7 protein-coding genes and 1 pseudogene are annotated in these 16,501 nt (G+C 50.5%); 7 read left to right on the top strand and 1 reads right to left on the bottom strand.

All coding sequences use genetic code 11. The annotated features are described in order from the left end of the window. Positions 1-101: 101 nt before the first annotated feature. A pseudogene (locus tag BM123_RS06675) lies at positions 102-536 on the top strand (SDR family NAD(P)-dependent oxidoreductase); the annotation flags it as partial. A gap of 177 nt (positions 537-713) precedes the next feature. On the opposite strand, the gene BM123_RS06670 reads toward BM123_RS06675, so the two are convergent. Continuing rightward, positions 714-2,744: a S9 family peptidase gene (locus tag BM123_RS06670; protein ID WP_090166579.1), complete on the bottom strand. Its 2,031-nt coding sequence runs from the start codon at positions 2,742-2,744 to the stop codon at positions 714-716. Positions 2,745-3,251: 507 nt separating this feature from the next. Between BM123_RS06670 and BM123_RS06665 the strand changes: the two genes are divergently transcribed. The 6 genes from BM123_RS06665 (at position 3,252) to BM123_RS06640 (ending at position 16,480) form a co-directional block, all read left to right on the top strand. Further along, complete coding sequence (locus tag BM123_RS06665) at positions 3,252-6,353, top strand: SusC/RagA family TonB-linked outer membrane protein (RefSeq protein WP_090166553.1); 3,102 nt, start codon at positions 3,252-3,254, stop codon at positions 6,351-6,353. Positions 6,354-6,396: 43 nt separating this feature from the next. Beyond that, complete coding sequence (locus tag BM123_RS06660) at positions 6,397-7,866, top strand: RagB/SusD family nutrient uptake outer membrane protein (RefSeq protein WP_090166551.1); 1,470 nt, start codon at positions 6,397-6,399, stop codon at positions 7,864-7,866. A gap of 38 nt (positions 7,867-7,904) precedes the next feature. Beyond that, positions 7,905-8,561: a fasciclin domain-containing protein gene (locus BM123_RS06655; protein WP_090166549.1), complete on the top strand. Its 657-nt coding sequence runs from the start codon at positions 7,905-7,907 to the stop codon at positions 8,559-8,561. Positions 8,562-8,837: 276 nt separating this feature from the next. Continuing rightward, positions 8,838-12,419: a sulfatase-like hydrolase/transferase gene (locus BM123_RS06650; RefSeq protein WP_090166547.1), complete on the top strand. Its 3,582-nt coding sequence runs from the start codon at positions 8,838-8,840 to the stop codon at positions 12,417-12,419. 103 nt (positions 12,420-12,522) lie between these two features. Beyond that, the gene (locus BM123_RS06645) at positions 12,523-14,781 is read left to right on the top strand and encodes a T9SS type A sorting domain-containing protein (protein ID WP_175489268.1); all 2,259 of its coding nucleotides are present in this window, start codon (positions 12,523-12,525) and stop codon (positions 14,779-14,781) included. 73 nt (positions 14,782-14,854) lie between these two features. After that, positions 14,855-16,480, top strand: a complete 1,626-nt coding sequence (locus tag BM123_RS06640) for a BNR-4 repeat-containing protein (protein ID WP_090166543.1) — start codon at positions 14,855-14,857, stop codon at positions 16,478-16,480. The last annotated feature ends 21 nt before the right edge of the window (positions 16,481-16,501 follow it).

Raw genomic sequence — 16,501 nt, 5'->3', positions numbered from 1 at the left:
GCCCACTGCTTGGTCATATTCTGTATAGTTTGGCGACTTACAAAATACGACTGACAGCCTTTATATCGAAGAAATCATAATTTTAGACACGCTCTAAGAGGCTGGAGGGTGTCGATATTCTGGTGAACAACGCTGGAATAGCAGCGGTAGGTTCCTTTAATGAGATGGAAGTCAGTCTTTGGACTCAGATCATTCAAACTAATCTGATGGGGATGTATTACGTCACCAAAGAAATTCTGCCATATTTATTAGCGAAGAACGAAGGGGATATAGTTAATGTCTCCTCAACTGCAGGACTGAATGGCAATGCAAATGTGTCCGCCTATTCAGCTTCGAAATTCGCGGTTATTGGCCTTTCCGAATCGCTGATGAAAGAAGTTCGAAAAAACAATATCAGGGTAAACACCTTAACTCCAAGCACTATAGAATCAGACATGACCATAGAGCTGGGCTTTGCCAATGAAGGTTCTCACGATAGCGTTCTTCAGCCAGAGGATTTTGCCGACTTAATTGTCGCAGGTCTAAAACTCCCCTGAAGAGCGATGCTTAAGGGTGCAGCTTTGTGGTCCACTAATCCATAAGCTGAATCAGGGGGCTTCCTATGGAAAGAGTGAACTAATTGCCAGAGGGCTGTACGCTTGATATGAACTTATCTGTCGCGTCAGTTTTGTTCATTACCTCTAATGCATGAACCTCAGTTATCAAAAAGCGAGCTACTTTCTATAACGGTTAAACCAGGCCACGATATGATCCACTTTAGTAATCAATTGACTTGGACGGTTTGCAATGAAATGGTAAGCCCCCGGTACCTCCACCAGCGCAGTCTCGACCTTCCGAAGCTTTAGCGCGTGGTACAGTTGCTTGGCTTCCGATAGCGGCGTGCGAAGATCCGCTTCGCCAACCATCACCAATGTCGGCGTTTCCACCTTGCCCACCAGAGATATGGGGGAGAACTTCCAATATTCCATCGGGTTCTCCCAGGGCTGACCGGGGTAACGGGTGTAAGCATATCCATAATAATTATCAGCCGTCAGGGTCTTACTTATCCAGTTCATGACGGGCTTAATGACCGCTGCCGATCGGAAGCGATTGTTCTTACCAATCATCCAGGCAGTCATAATACCACCAGCGCTGCCCCCCGTTACGAAAAGACTGTCCTCCGCAAAATAAGAACGTTCAAGCAATGCATCAACCCCGTCCATCACGTCATTATAATCCTCTCCAGGGTAATTGTGGTAAAGCAGGTTGCCAAATTCTTCACCGTAGCTGGTACTTCCCCGTGGATTTGGGTAGAAGACCGCAAAACCCGCGCTGGCGTATAGTTGCACTTCGGGAGAAAAGTGTGGCCCGTAGCTGGCAATTGGCCCGCCATGGTTTTCTACCAACATAGGATATACCGCGTCTTCAGAAAAATCAGGAGGGTAAACCACCCAACCCTGAATATCTCTGCCGTCAACACTTGAGGTATACCACACCTCCTCCAGCTTCCCCAATTTACGGTATTTGAGCAGTTGTTGACTGACTGTCGTAAGCTGCAAGGGTGTTTCGCTCCCCGCCCGCTTTACCGCCAGTTCCGCCGGGTGGTAGGGGCTGGTCAGGGTGAAGGCAATACTCCCATCCTTAGCCACAGAAAAGGACCCGCCGCTGTACGGACGCGCCACGGCGGTTCCACCGACGCTCTCTACTAACTTTCTATGCTCTCCCCCTAATGTACCGTAGCCTACCAGCGAAGTACCTTTGTCATCGTACTGAAAATAGAAGCCCTTACCATCAGCTGACCACGTCAGATTGCTCACCGATCGGTCAAGATCAAGACAAATTTCTTTTTTCCCGGAACCGTCACTGTTCATCAGGTAGGGTCGGGTAAGCTGGTAAGTCTGCTTCTTGTCGGGGTATCCCAGATAAAGTATCTTATTTCCGTCAGGGGAAATTTGGGGGCTGTGATCCGGGCCGTCGCGTTCCGTAAGCGCTGTAATCGTCCCGCTGTCCAGTTCAAGGCGATAAACTTCGGAGTTCCGGAACCGATGTTCCCAATCGGCTACCCGATTGGCAGAGAAGATCAGCGCTGCCCCGTCCGGTGTCCACTGCGGTGTTCCCCGGTGGTCGAAATCTCCGGAGGTTACCTGACGGGCGCTGCCACCTTCAGCAGAGATAACGAAGTAATGCCGGAAGCCAGCCTCCAGATAACCTGAACCATCAGCCTCGTGCTTCAGGCGGGTGGTCACCCGCGGCGCGGCGGCCCAGTCGGCACCTTTTGGTGGCCGTAGTCCGCTCACCAACTGAAGCTCCTTTCCCGGAACGAGCATGGAAAATGCCAATTGACTGCCGTCCGGCGACCAACTCAATCCGGAGGGAGATCGATCCAGTTGCGTAAGCCGTGCCATTACACCCGCTTCCAACCAGTAAACGTAAATTTCCGAGCCTTGGTCACTACTGCTAACGAAGGCTAAACGACTTCCGTCAGGTGACCACACGGCAGCCGACTCATTTATGTCGTTATTAGTCAATTTGCGGTGCCCGCTTCCGTCGGCTTGCATCAGCCACAAACGCGAAGTGCGCCGGTCTTTCATGATGTCCATTCCCCGACGCTGATAGACTATCAATTTTCCGTCCGGAGAAATCTCTGGTGACGTGACCCATTCAAGGTCGAAGACATCCCGTTGGGAAAAGACTGTTTTTACCTGTGCAGAAAGTGGTAAAGTGAAGCAAAGGAGTATCGAAAAGAGTAGGCTTTTGGCTGACATAGCATTTTTTTCAGATGGGAAGTTACGATTATCCATTGCTTTGATCGACAAGCCGTACTTGGTCGCGGGCGCGCTTACTCAGCCTTGTGCGTTTGATTCGTTATGATCGCTGGTGGCTAAGCCGCCGAGAGCGGAATACCCCCATTGGTAAAGCAACCTGATTTACGTGCTACCCGGGAATTCTGTTGCAGCAAGCAGGCTCTGACTTTAGCCCGTCTTAAGGCAAGGCGAAAATTCACCCCTTCATGATGAACCTTTAGAATAACAAGAGCTAAAACCTAGGGAGCGTAGCTTATGGTTTACATACTTGACAGCCAATTTAGCGATTAATGTGTCTGTTAGACACATTAATCGCTAAATACCGCCCTACAATCAGTAAAAACAGGATGGTACAGGATGGCACTAAACTACTTGGACTACTTTATTTACGGAACAAATTAGAGCCAGAGAATGATTTCAGTTCTTCTAGCCTGATGGATTTTACTATTTACACTTAACATACTAGTCATGCAAAATCAACTAAGAAGGCTCCAACCCGGGGTACGAATTCGAGAAGGTTTCAGCCTCAGTTTTATGCTTTTTTGTGGTCTTCTTTTCAGCTTTTCCCTTTCCGCTCAGCAAAGCATTAGCGGCACCGTTAATTCTGCTGATGGCGATCCGCTTATTGGCGTTAGTGTTGTACAAGTTGGTACATCCAGTGGTGTTGTGACGGACCTTGACGGGAACTATAACTTCACCCTTAGCCCTGCGGGGGAACAGAAAGTTCGTTTCTCCTATACTGGCTTCGCAGCAAAAGTAGTAGAAGTTGGCTCGCAATCAGTCATTAACGTAATCCTGGAAAGTGATGCAGAACTTTTGGATGAAGTGGTCGTAATCGGTTACGGCTCCGAGAAAAAACGCGACGTGCTAGGGTCGATTGCCTCTATTAAGACAGAAGATATTGCCCAAAACACTCCGGTAAGCGCCTTCGACGCTATTCAGGGTCGTCTGTCGGGTGTTCAGATCACTGGTGGCGGTGGCCCGGGAGAAGGCACTGACATCAGGATTCGGGGTACCTCTACTTTATCCGGTGGTGTAGGCCCCCTCTACGTAGTAGACGGCCAGCAACTCGAAAACATCGACAACCTGGACCCCAACAGCATTGCCTCCATCGAGGTATTGAAGGACGGCGCATCGGCGGCCATCTACGGATCAAAATCCGCCAATGGTGTTGTCATCATCACTACTAAACAGGGTAAGGCTGGTCGTGTTTCCGTTGAGTTGACCCATAACACCACTTTGAGCGAACTCTACCGCTTACTTCCGGTGTCGAATACCCGCCAGCGTCAGCTTTTTGAGACTGGCCGCAATGGAGGGGTGCCAAGTGAAACGGATGTTGATTCCCTAAGCACCCGTTTCCAGCAGGAAGTTGATATCCAGGATTTACTCACGCAAACGGCCGTACGTAATCAAACCAACCTCGCGCTTAGCGGCGGTGGAGAAAAAACTAAGTTTTACTGGAATACAGGTATTGTGGATGAGGAGGGGATCATCTTTAACAGCTCTTATCGCAGGTACAACTCTAACCTGAACGTAGATTTTGATCTTGGCAATAAATTCAGCGCCGGAACGCGCCTGAACGCTTCTTATGAGTTCCGCAAGGGCCTTAACGAATCTTCAGTACTCCGCCAATTAGCAGAGCGCCCAGCTTACCTGCCGGTACGGGATTTCAACGGCGAACTTTTCCCCGAAACCTTCGGTCGTCAAAACCCCTTAGCGGAAGCCCTGGAAACACGGCGCGACGATCGAAACTTTCGCGCCAATCTGTTCAATTATGTCGAATTTAAGATAACCCCAAACCTGTCGCTACGGTCGACTTTAGGCATCAATTTCCGCTTCCGTAAGCGGAATAACTTCGATCCGCTGATCGTGCAGCGCCCAGGTCGTCCGGCTACTGGTTCGGAGTTACAAGACCTGACGCATGACATCCAGCAGGAAAACTACCTGACCTACAAAAAATCGTTCGGCAAGCACAGAATTACCGCACTAGCTGGTACCCAGATTCAAAAGTGGAATATTGAATTCTCCCGCCTTCAGGCTGTGTCTTTTGCTTCTGACTTGGTAGAAACGTTCAATAACGTCGCGGAAGTCAACTTGGGTGCAACAACTACAACCCGTCAAGGACACGCTCTAGCCTCTTTCTATGGTCGCCTGAGTTACAATTTTGACGGTAAATACCTCTTTGCCGCAACCGTCCGTCGGGATGGTTCCTCTCGCTTCGGTGCTGACCGCCGCTACGGTAACTTCCCCTCAGTGTCCGCTGGCTGGCGTCTCTCCGCCGAACCTTTCTGGGACGGCCTACGCGATGTAGTTTCCGATTTCAAAGTACGTGTTGGTTACGCCATCACCGGTAATGAGCGTATTGGTAACTACGATGCCCGCCTGCTGTACAGCCCCGGCTTCATTTACGGTGGTGTAAACGGCGTTGCTCCAACCCAGCTTTCCAACCCTAATCTGGGCTGGGAAAGTACCGAGCAGCTCAATTATGGCCTTGACCTCGAATTCTTCCAGGGCCGTGCGGGCGTAACGTTGGACATCTACCGCAAGACAACTGATGATTTGCTGTACGACGTTCCGCTCCCGGAAGAGTCGGGCTTTGGTGCTGTTCGTCAAAACATCGGTTCCATAGAAAACAGTGGTGTCGAACTTACTTTGAGTGGTACCCCTATCAATACGGGCAAATTTAAGTGGTTCACCAGTTTCAATATTGCGACGAACGATAATAAAGTACTTGACCTTGCCGATGACGATGGCTTCGAGGACGGAAACTTCATCATTAAAGAAGGAGAACCCCTCGGCAATATGTTCGGCTACGTCAACAACGGTGTATTCGCTTACGACGAATCCAACGCATTCACGCCCGACGGCGTCCAGTTGACCCCGAATTTCAACGATGCCGGAGAGTTTGTCAACTATACGCTGAATGGCTCCGAATTTACCGGAGAGGTTAACCAACTGCGCTTCGGCAACACAGTGCTGAGAGGTGGAGACATCATCTGGGACGACCTGGATGGCAACTTCCTCATCAATTCCTTCGACCGTCAGGTGATCGGCAATGGTTACGCCGATGTATTTGGTGGATTCTTCAACGAGTTCACCTACGCTGGTGTGTCGCTCGGAGTGCTGTTCGACTACAATTTTGGCAACGACATCTTTCGTGCTTATGACAACTTGCGTAACTTCAACAACTCCTTTGGGCGTACGCCTAGCCCCGAGCGTATCGAAGGAGCCTGGCTCCAGCAGGGAGACGTAACTGAGTGGCCTAGCATGGACCGCCGCCGTCCTCAAAACCGGCTGAACCCCAATTCACAAATGGTCAGCTCCGGAGACTTCGTCAAGCTGCGCAGTATCCGGGTCGGATACAGCTTGCCACAAAGTATTCTCGGCAAAGCCGATTGGATCAATAGTGTTCGCCTGACCCTGGCGGTAAACAACCCTGTAACCTGGACGGAGTACACGGGCTACAACCCGGAACTGAATACCCGTGGCAATGCCCTGCAGCCCGGTTTCGATTTCCTGCGCTACCCCAGCACAACGGAGTATATCTTCGGTTTGCAAGCGCGGTTCTAAGCCCATCCCATCCCATTTTATTAGTTAAAGCTAATCAGTAAAAATGAAATCTCCATTTAAAGTACCAGTGGTACTTACTATTATATTCCTGTCACTTGCATACACTTCTTGTGACGATTTTCTCGATGAGCAGCCTTTTTCCCAGGTCAGTGATGCCCAATTCTGGCAAACACCCGGTGACGCAGAAAGTGGCGTAGCGGCGATCTACGACGCCATGCAGTCGACCTATCGTACTAAGCACTATCTCTGGGGTGAATTCCGTAGTGATAACCACATTGGCAGTGACCGTGTTTCTGGCGCTAACAGTGAGCTGGTTACTAATACTTTATCCCCGGGAAACACTGCCGCCCTCCGTTGGAACGATATGTACCGGATGATCGGCCGGGCCAATCTCGCCATTCAGCAGATCCCTACGATATCCGGAGTGGACAACAATCTTCTGGGAGAAGCTTATGCACTGCGTGCCTACGCCTACTTCGACGCCGTTCGGGTTTGGGGTGGCGCGCCACTTTTTCTGGAGCCGATTAATGGTTTAGACCAGGACATTACGCTCCCAATGACGGATGGACAGACCATTCTGAATGAAGTCGTTCTCCCGGATATGTTGCGGGCCGCAGAGCTCATCAGTATTCCCTCCAGGGAGTTCCGCTTCTCACGCGCCAGTATTCTCGCTTTTCAGGCCCACGTGTATATGTGGATTAAAGACTACGAGAAGGCCAACGCTGCGCTACAAAGCTTAATCGACCTGAACGAGTATGACCTGGTAACGAGTAACCAAGCCTGGCAGGAACTGTTCCTGAACGACCTCAATCTGGGTAAATTTCAGGTTGGCCCGGAGCTAATTTTTAGTATTCGCTATGATCTGTTGGAAGACGGTAATGGAGCCGCTGGTAATTACTCCCTGTTCTTTGCGGGTATTCCTTCTTTCTTCATCTCTCCACAAGCAGAAAACAAGTGGATTGATCGCTTCCCCATAACTGCCGAAGAATGGACCGAAAAATACCCCGATTTTGAGCCGCCGACGGTTGTGGTTAATGGAGACTCCGTAGTGGGTGATTTCCGGTACTACTTTACCCGTGAAGACCGCGCACTCGGAGAAGCTCGGGTAGCTAAGTATAGTAAACTGAACTTCAACGGTCAGGATGATGATACCAACATCCCCGTTTACCGTTACTCTGGGATCCTGTTGCTGAAAGCTCTCGCCGAAAACCGTCTCGGCAACGTAGATGAGGCGCTGGCGCTCGTTAACGAAGTCCGTACCGCCCGTTCTCTTCCCCTGGTAAGCACCGAAGAGCTGGGCGGCGATCTCGATACCCGCGAAATTTTTATCCTTGACGAGCGGCAGTTCGAGCTATTCGCCGAAGGCGACCGCTGGTGGGACCTGCGCATGACGGATAAAGTAAACGTCGCACTAGACACCATTGGCCAAGTGCCAGACGATCTGTTGCTCTTCCCGATCTGGGAAGGCCACCTGATCGATAATCCTAACCTTGTCCAAAATCCTGGGTACTAACCCGGCTCCCTCCTTTTCTTAACGCAAAAAAAATAATCATGCAAAATACTTTTGCTATACTTCGTGGGGTAGCTGCCATGTTCGTGTTGCTATGCTTCGTTACGGGCTGCGACCTACCGGTACAACCCAAATTTGAATTTGAATCCGAAATCGGCGAGTTGGTCACTTTCGAAGATCAGACGGTGCTTGAGTGGATGCGTAGTCCTGAATCGGTTAATCCCAGTAACAGTAGGGTCAACTTCGACATCATGGTCAGTGCTATCGAGGCAACTGGCCTGGAAGACGAATACAACGACCCTAATGATCGGCGTACTTTTCTGATGTTGAACAACGAAGCGTTCACGGCCAATGGTGAGATATTCGCAGTACTGGGCGTAGACGCCATCGATAGCCTAGATACTGATGGGATAGATCGGTTGCGGACCATCTTACGGTACCACATCATTGATGCTTACGTAGACCAGGGACCAGATGCTCTTCCCGTACTGCTGGTTCACTACTTTTTTCAAACGTTGATTCCAGGGGAGGAAGGCATCATTTCCGCAAATCGGGATGAACGCTTCCGTATGAATATAAACCGGGCCGACGGACTGCCGGGTAACGCACGAGGAACCCAAGTCCGTCAACATAATTACGTGTTTAGTAACGGCGTAGGACATCATATTCGTGACTATGTCCGAAATCGGCCGTATTAAGCCTTAATGCACAACTGCATAAAAGAGAGGAGAACAATGCTTCAGGATTACTTGCCATAGTCGTTATCCTCTCTGTAGAACTATTATTTTTTGTTTGATCGATTAAGTTTTTCATAGATGCCGAATTTTAAATTTCGCATCTAATCAGGGGGCAACCCGAAATCTACCGGCCATCGTTTGGTCGCCGTTTTCGGATGTTGCCCCCTGCTTTTTTCCATTGCCTGTTTCTGGATTATTTTCTTCTTTACCCAAGCCAACAGTAACTAAAGATTATTCATGCAATCTACATCTGCCAAACTTATCGTTTCTTTTTTGTCCCTCTTCCTTTTTCAGGGGCTAAGCGCGCAGTCAGCTGACCGCCCAAACATCATCTTTATCCTGACCGATGATCAGCGTTTTGATGCCATTGGCTACGCTGGCAACGAACTGATCCACACTCCGGAAATGGATAAACTGGCGGAGTCTGGAACCTACTTCAATCACGCCATGGTCACCACTCCGATCTGCGCGGCAAGCCGGGCTAGCCTGCTATCCGGCGTCTACGAGCGGACCCACCGCTTCAACTTTCAAACGGGCGACATCCGTGATGAATACATGGATTATGCCTACCCGAAGGTGCTGCGTGATGCCGGCTATTACACCGGGTTCTTCGGAAAGTATGGTATCCGTTACCAGGGGCAAAACAAGCTATTCGACGAATACGACGGTTACGACCGCAACAATGCCTTCAGCGATAAACGGGGCTATTATTACAAGACCCTAAACGGAGACACCGTTCACCTGACCCGCTATACCGGCCAGCAGGGGCTTGACTTTATTGATAAGAATGCTACGGCGGACAAGCCCTTCTGTCTTGCCCTCAACTTCAGTGCACCGCACGCCCACGACCGGGCGGAGAAGCAATATTTCTGGCAGGAAACCACGGCCCCGCTCCTTGCTTCTACCACCATCCCTGCACCCGCGCTCGGCGCCCAAAAATATTTTGACCTGCTGCCAAAACCCGTCCGTGATGGCTTCAACCGCCTCCGCTGGACCTGGCGCTATGACACGCCCGAAAAGTATCAACACAGCGTGAAGGGCTACTACCGAATGCTGTCTGGCATCGATCTGGAAATTGGTAAGCTGCGCAAGCAGCTGGAGGCCAAAGGCATCGCCGACAATACCGTCATCATCCTGATGGGCGACAATGGCTACTTCCTTGGCGAACGTCAGTTAGCCGGGAAGTGGCTGATGTATGACAATTCCGTCCGGGTACCACTCATCGTCTTTGATCCCCGCGGAAAAAAGCACATCGATAGTGATGCCATGGCATTAAATATTGATGTACCTGCCACCATCGTAGACCTGGCCGGCGCGCAGAAACCCGCTTCCTATCAGGGCCAAAGCCTGCTTCCCGTCGTTAACGGCAATACTGAAAAACTATCGGACCGGGACACCGTCCTGATCGAGCACATCTGGAATTTTGATGAAATCCCCCCCAGCGAAGGCGTTCGTACTAAGGATTGGAAATACTTCCGGTATGTCGACGATCAGCGGGCTGAAGAACTTTACCATCTGGGGGACGACCCGCAGGAAATAAACAACCTTGCCAGCAATCCTGCTCACCGGACTACCCTTGATGCTTTACGTGAAAAGTGTGATCAACTAATTGCCAAATACAGTGATGATTATTCAGCAGCTCCTACGGAACTTTCCATTGAATACATCCGTGAACCGGCCACCGTTGTGCTTCGTGATCCCCAACCTGAATTCGGATGGGTGGTGCCCACGGGCGCAGAGTTCCAGTCGTCTTATCAAATCCTGGTCGCTTCTTCCCGCGCCAACATCGATGCCAATCACGGAGACGTCTGGGACAGCCAAAAGGTGAATAGCACTCAAAATTTTGGTAATGAATATCGTGGCCCGGCGCTCGACGTAAACGAAACCTATTTCTGGAAGGTCCGCATCTGGGACGACGTCAACCGTCTCTCCCGCTACTCCGAACCGCAGCAATTTCGGGGTGTGGATACGGAAACCGACAACTACATCGCGCTTTCCAGCGACGGGGCAGGGGAGAAGGGCGACACCGGCGGCAAGTATCTGAGTACCGGTAATATCTTCCAGATGGACCGCGTCAAACCGGTAAAACTAGAGCAGCGCGGTGATGCCTGGTTCGTGGACTTCGGTAAGCATGGCTTCGCCACCATGGAGCTTACCTACACGGCCCGCCGCAAGGGCTCCCTGACCATCCGCATCGGTGAAAAACTGACCGATGGCAAGATCGAGATGAAGCCCGGCGGCCATATCCGCGCTCAGGAAATCGAACTGGCAGTCAAGAAAGGTACGCACACCTACCAGCTGCCTATCGTGGCCAACGAGCGTAACACCAAGCCACTGGCCGTGCAGTTGCCGGACAGCATTCCCGTACTGATGCCCTTCCGGTACGCCGAGATTTACGGCGCGCGCGCAGGTGCAAAGAGGGGTTTTGACAGCAAGGACCTTACCCAGCTCGTTTACTATACTTACTGGGACGAAAACGCCAGCTCCTTCACCTCCGACAACGACATCCTGAACCAGATCTGGGAGCTGTGCCGCTACAGCATGAAGGCCACCTCCTTCGCCGGCCTTTACGTCGACGGTGAGCGCGAACGCATCCCCTACGAAGCAGACGCTTACCTACAGCAGCTCAGCCATTACTCCACCGACCGCGAGTACGCCATTGGCCGCCGGACCATCGAGTACTTCATGGAGTACCCTACCTGGCCAACCGAGTGGCAGTTGCACGTAGCGCTCATGTTCCACGCCGACTATATGTACACCGGCAATACCGAACTGATCGCCGAGTACTACGACGAGCTTAAGCACAAAACCCTCCTCGAACTCCAGGGCGAAGACGATATGGTCAGCTCCGAGCGGCAAACGCCGGAGTTGATGAAAAAGCTCGGCTTCGGAGAGCGAAAAATCAAGCTTCGCGACATCGTCGACTGGCCCTCCGCCAACTGGCAGGGCAACCCCGAAGTGACCGGTGAGCGGGACGGCTTCGTCTTCATGCCCAACAATACGGTGATCAACGCAATGTTCTACGGCAATATGCGCATCATGGCTGAGTTCGCCCGTGTGCTGGGTAAAACTGATGACGCGCTCGACTTCGAGCTGCGCGCCCTCCGCGTCAAACGCGCCGTCAACAACACTATGCTAGACCGCAAAAAAGGTTATTACGTAGACGGGGAAGGGACGGACCACAGCTCCATCCACGCCAATATGTTCCCGCTGGCCTTTGGCCTGGTGCCCGATGCCTACAAGAAATCCGTAGGCGAATACATCAAAAGCCGGGGCATGGCCTGCTCGGTATACGGCGCTCAGTACCTCATGGAAGCCATTTACGAATCGGGCATGGATGAGTACGGCCTGCAAATGATGGCCGATACGGTTGGCGACCGTAACTGGTACAACATGATCCGGGAGGGCTCAACGGTGACGCTGGAAGCCTGGGGCTTCAAGTATAAACCCAACCTGGACTGGAACCACGCCTGGGGAGCGGTGCCGGCTAATATCATCCCCCGCCAGCTATGGGGGATTCAGCCCAAGACGCCAGGTTACGGCATCGCTACGATCCGCCCTGCCCTGGGGAGCCTGAAGAAGACGTCCATTAAGGTGCCGACGTTGCGCGGACCGATCATCGGAGAATACGAGTACATCAACGGTCGAAAGCAGATCTATACCATCCATATTCCAGCGAATATGGTGGCGGAGTTCAGCCTGAAACTGAAAGATAACCAGGCCCTCAGCGTAAATGGTAAAAAGGCAATACTTGCCTTTGGCTCCGTCCAGCTACTGCCGGGTAAGAATGTGTTGGAGGTTAATGTGAATTCTTTTTAACGGGGGGGCGCTGCCTCTTCGGGTCATTACAGCATTCATGCAAATATTATAGTGTAATATACTTTCCACCACCAGGGAGGGTATGTTCAAAAATATTAGAAATATGAAAACTCCTTTTAGTCGTTTATTGCTTTTATTTTTTACGCTCTTTTCATTTTTTTTGGCAGCGCAGGATTCACCACCTTCTGATGATATTTTCAGATTGCAAAATGTCGCTACGGGAGAATTTCTAACTGCTGCTTCAGGAAGTAGTCAGCCCGTCACCATGTCAAACTCCGGAGATGCTCAAAATACATATTGGTCGTTTATCGAAAGTGGCGCATATTATAACATAGATAGTGAGAGTGTCAGTGGTGGTACTGGAATACTGCGGGCACCAGGTGCCGGTGGTCCGGGAGGAGCCTATGTAGTTGTTAGTACTTTAAAAGCTCCGCCAGCAGCAGATACTGATAAAACGTGGACGATATATCATAACGCTACCGATGACACCTACAGATTTGAGTCGAGAACGGCAGGACGATTCCTGTATCAGGAAGTAAATGGAACGGTAACCCACATTTCTGTCTCAGACACGGATGACAGGAGCAACTGGAAACTCATTCCCCTTGTGCAAAATCCAGTGGGGGGGATAGCGCCCGATGAAGATACTAATCCAGATTTAAGTTGCCCGGCTTCCGGTGAATTCCAAAATGACAACACCCGTGAGGTTGACATCCCGGACGCCGTTAATGTTGGAGTTGCGGATGACAGAACCTGCTATTCAGACTATAGTGAGAGTTCTGTTTATGGCCAAACCTGGGGTGTTTACAACATAACGAATAATTCCAATCATTGGGATGCGCCAAACACACTGCAACCCAGAATAGAGCGCTCATTAAGCCGGTCTGTTGCTACGGGTGTGGGTAGCTATGCAAAATTTACCGGCACTTTAAGAATTCTTGAAGTCGGTGACACCGATGGGACCAATCAGGATGGAAGCTACCTTATGCAAACTAAAGGGAAGCATACAGGGGGAGGCGGCCCGGCAGACCCTGCTATATGTTTGTATTTAGCAATGCCTGTTTATGGTGATGACGGTAATGGGAACCAAGTACAAGTATCTTTTAATATTGTAAGAGAGCAGATCAACTACAGAGGAGGATCAGGGGCTGACGGAAGATCTATTGTCTTCCTTAAGAACGTAGCAAAAAATGAAATAGTCGACATTGAGTTAGAGGTAGGCTTTAGAGAAGACCCCAATGATCCAAATTTAAAAGTACACTATTCTGATGCCGTGATAGGCGGTGAAGCCTTTAACTGGAATATTCCTGAACCTGAAAGAGGACTGGAATCAGGTATTAGATATGGAGTGTATCGTGTAAGAGGAGGTAGAGCTCAAATGAGATGGGCAAATACTACTTACGAAAAGGTAGAAGTTGCCGACAATCCAGATCTGGTAATAAGCGGAGATTGTTTTAATCTGATAAATGTGGAAACAGGACAGTTCTTAACCGCTGCAGGTGGAAGTACTCAGCCCGTCACTATGTCAAACTCCGGAGATGCTCAAAATACACATTGGTCGTTTGTGGAAAGTGGAGCGTTTTATAATATAGACAGCCAGAGTGAAAGCGGGGGAACTGGAATACTACGTGCACCGGGTGCTGGTGGTCCGGGAGGAGCCTACGTAATTGTCAGTACACTAAAACCACCTCCAGCAGCCGATACTGATAAAACCTGGACAATACATTTCGACGATGCTAATGATACGTATAGGTTTGAGTCCAGAACCGCTGGTAGATATTTATACCATAATGAAGATGGAACGGTAACACATAGTGCAGCTCTGGCAACTGATAATCGAAGCGTATGGCAAGCCACATCATGCAGCGTAGCATTACCGCTTGATTTTATCAGTTTCAGTGCTGAGAAAATAAAGACAGGGAATCAATTAAACTGGGAAATTGGTAACCAGACAGATAATAGCCACTTCGAAATATTAAGAGGAAGTGATCTTAGCGATTTTCAAAGCATTGGGCGTGTTGAAGATGAAGCCGGGAGAAACGACTATCAGTTCTTAGATACCCGGGTGGCTAATCAGACCTTGTATTACAAAATAAAACAGGTAGATATTGATGGTAGATTCAGTTTTTCCAACATTATTAGTATGGAGTCAGGTCCTGAATCCTTAGTGCTATATCCCAATCCTGTTGGACAAAATGAATATTTTAACATTGAAAGCCAGAAAGGATATGAAATATTCAATTCAAAAGGAATTCTTTTGAAAAGCGGAACGGAAAAGATCATAAAGATGGACTTAGCAAAAGGAGTCTATTTCGTAAAGCAAAACGGTAGCTCTAGAGTGAAAAAATTCATTGTTCACTAAACTGTAAAGTTATATTGATTATGCTGTGAACCGACACATAGCAGTATCGTCATTAATTCTTAAGCGATCGACTATGAAAATTGTATTCACAAGCCTGCTTTTAACCCTCCTCTGCACCAGCGTCTGCGCCCAAATGTCACTGAGTATCGAGGAGATCGAATCCTCAGTGGTTGCCGAAGACGGTCTGTACTTCGGCAGCGAACGCGGGGTGGACTATCAGTTTGGCCGCCGGATCGCACCCCATGGCGATTGCATTGATGTAGCTGGCGGCTATCAGTTCGTCACCTGGTATAAAGGCGGTATGGATAAGCGGAACCTGATGCTCTCTCGCCGCGAAGATAAACCTGGTGCAGAGTGGGTGCACCTCCAATTTCCGCATCGTCACATTGGCTACCAGCAGGATTCCACCATCGGAGACTCACACAACGTAGCCGTCGTTGGCGTCAGCACAGCCGACAGTACGATTCACCTGATTTATGATATCCATTCTTACACTGCAGCTTCTTATGGCGACAATCACTTCAATTACTCGGTAAGCCTGCCGGGTACTGCCTTCGTGCCCGACGAGGAATTCTCCCTCGATCTCTTTCGGGCGAAACGGACCTTTCTGCGGCCCGGTGTCAACTACGAACGCACGACCTATCCTTCCATAAGACGCGCGCCCGACGGCAGCCTTTCGGCCCGTTTTCGCATCGGTGGATCCGGTAATGGCGACATCTTGTATACGCTGTACCGGAACGGAGAATGGTCGGACAATCAGCTACTCTCCGACGGCAGCATTCCGCTGCCCTTTCGCCACAACGCCTATGGTACCGGTGGCCGGTTTCTCAACGGAAAGTTCCACGCCTGCTTCCAGATTCGCTACGCCACTAACAGCACGCTGCGGGAAACATTTGATTTGAACCGGGGCCTGTACTGGGCCTACGCTGAAGCTCCCTACGGCCCCAATAACTGGAAGGACGCCTACGGCGAACCAATCTCCATTCCCTTTCAGCACCCCGATAATATCGAAATCGGGACGCCTTCGCTTACTTATGGTACAGCCGACCGACCCCGATCGACGATCTACCCCAAATTTACGGAAACCGAAAACGGAGCCATGCACGCACTGGTTCGGGTAGATAACATTAACGTCCATTACTGGAAGTCTGCTGCAGACACCGCCTTCAGCAGCGCCAGTGGCGGCGCTATCCTGACGCCCAACGGCGTGATGGTGGCCTACAACGACTACGTCGTCGTGGTCGACCGGCGAAGTGACCGACTGATCTTCCGCGCCGCGCCGGAAGGCACTAACGACTGGGTCACCATCCTGGAAGAAACAACGGGGCCGGATTATCGCCACTTCAATGGTGTGATACGGGAAGACAAGCTCTATATCTACCTGATGGAGGAGGGGGCAGGAGAAGCCCAACCCCTGCGGATGAAGACTTACCAACTGAGCGGAGGAACTACCGCCACAGGCGCTCCCGCCAACACCTCCCCACTACGGGTGTTCCCCAACCCAACAAGTGGTTGGCTCAACATCCCCTCCGCCGAAGCGAGCAGTGATTTCTCCGTCTTCAACCTTCAGGGGCAATTACTCCTAACGGGTAAACTCAATGGAAAAGCCATCAATCTGGAGGAGCTGAAGTCCGGCACCTACATTCTGCAGGTCTCCGGCCGGGAAGGCAAAAGAGTTAGCAAAATTATTCTCCAGTAATCCCGGACCAACTTAGACACA

Origin of the sequence: Neolewinella agarilytica (assembly GCF_900110645.1) — a bacterium.
Lineage (GTDB): Bacteria > Bacteroidota > Bacteroidia > Chitinophagales > Saprospiraceae > Neolewinella > Neolewinella agarilytica.
Note: the sequence above shows the minus strand (reverse complement) of the source record. Positions and strands in the feature narration are given on the sequence as shown.

What these genes read in the sequence shown, in the direction of transcription:
- BM123_RS06665 (WP_090166553.1), top strand. Translation starts at nt 3,252, where the DNA reads ATGCAAAATCAACTAAGAAGGCTCCAACCCGGGGTACGAATTCGAGAA.
- BM123_RS06645 (WP_175489268.1), top strand. Translation starts at nt 12,523, where the DNA reads ATGAAAACTCCTTTTAGTCGTTTATTGCTTTTATTTTTTACGCTCTTT.
- BM123_RS06655 (WP_090166549.1), top strand. Translation starts at nt 7,905, where the DNA reads ATGCAAAATACTTTTGCTATACTTCGTGGGGTAGCTGCCATGTTCGTG.
- BM123_RS06650 (WP_090166547.1), top strand. Translation starts at nt 8,838, where the DNA reads ATGCAATCTACATCTGCCAAACTTATCGTTTCTTTTTTGTCCCTCTTC.
- BM123_RS06660 (WP_090166551.1), top strand. Translation starts at nt 6,397, where the DNA reads ATGAAATCTCCATTTAAAGTACCAGTGGTACTTACTATTATATTCCTG.
- BM123_RS06640 (WP_090166543.1), top strand. Translation starts at nt 14,855, where the DNA reads ATGAAAATTGTATTCACAAGCCTGCTTTTAACCCTCCTCTGCACCAGC.
- BM123_RS06670 (WP_090166579.1), bottom strand. Translation starts at nt 2,744, where the DNA reads ATGTCAGCCAAAAGCCTACTCTTTTCGATACTCCTTTGCTTCACTTTA.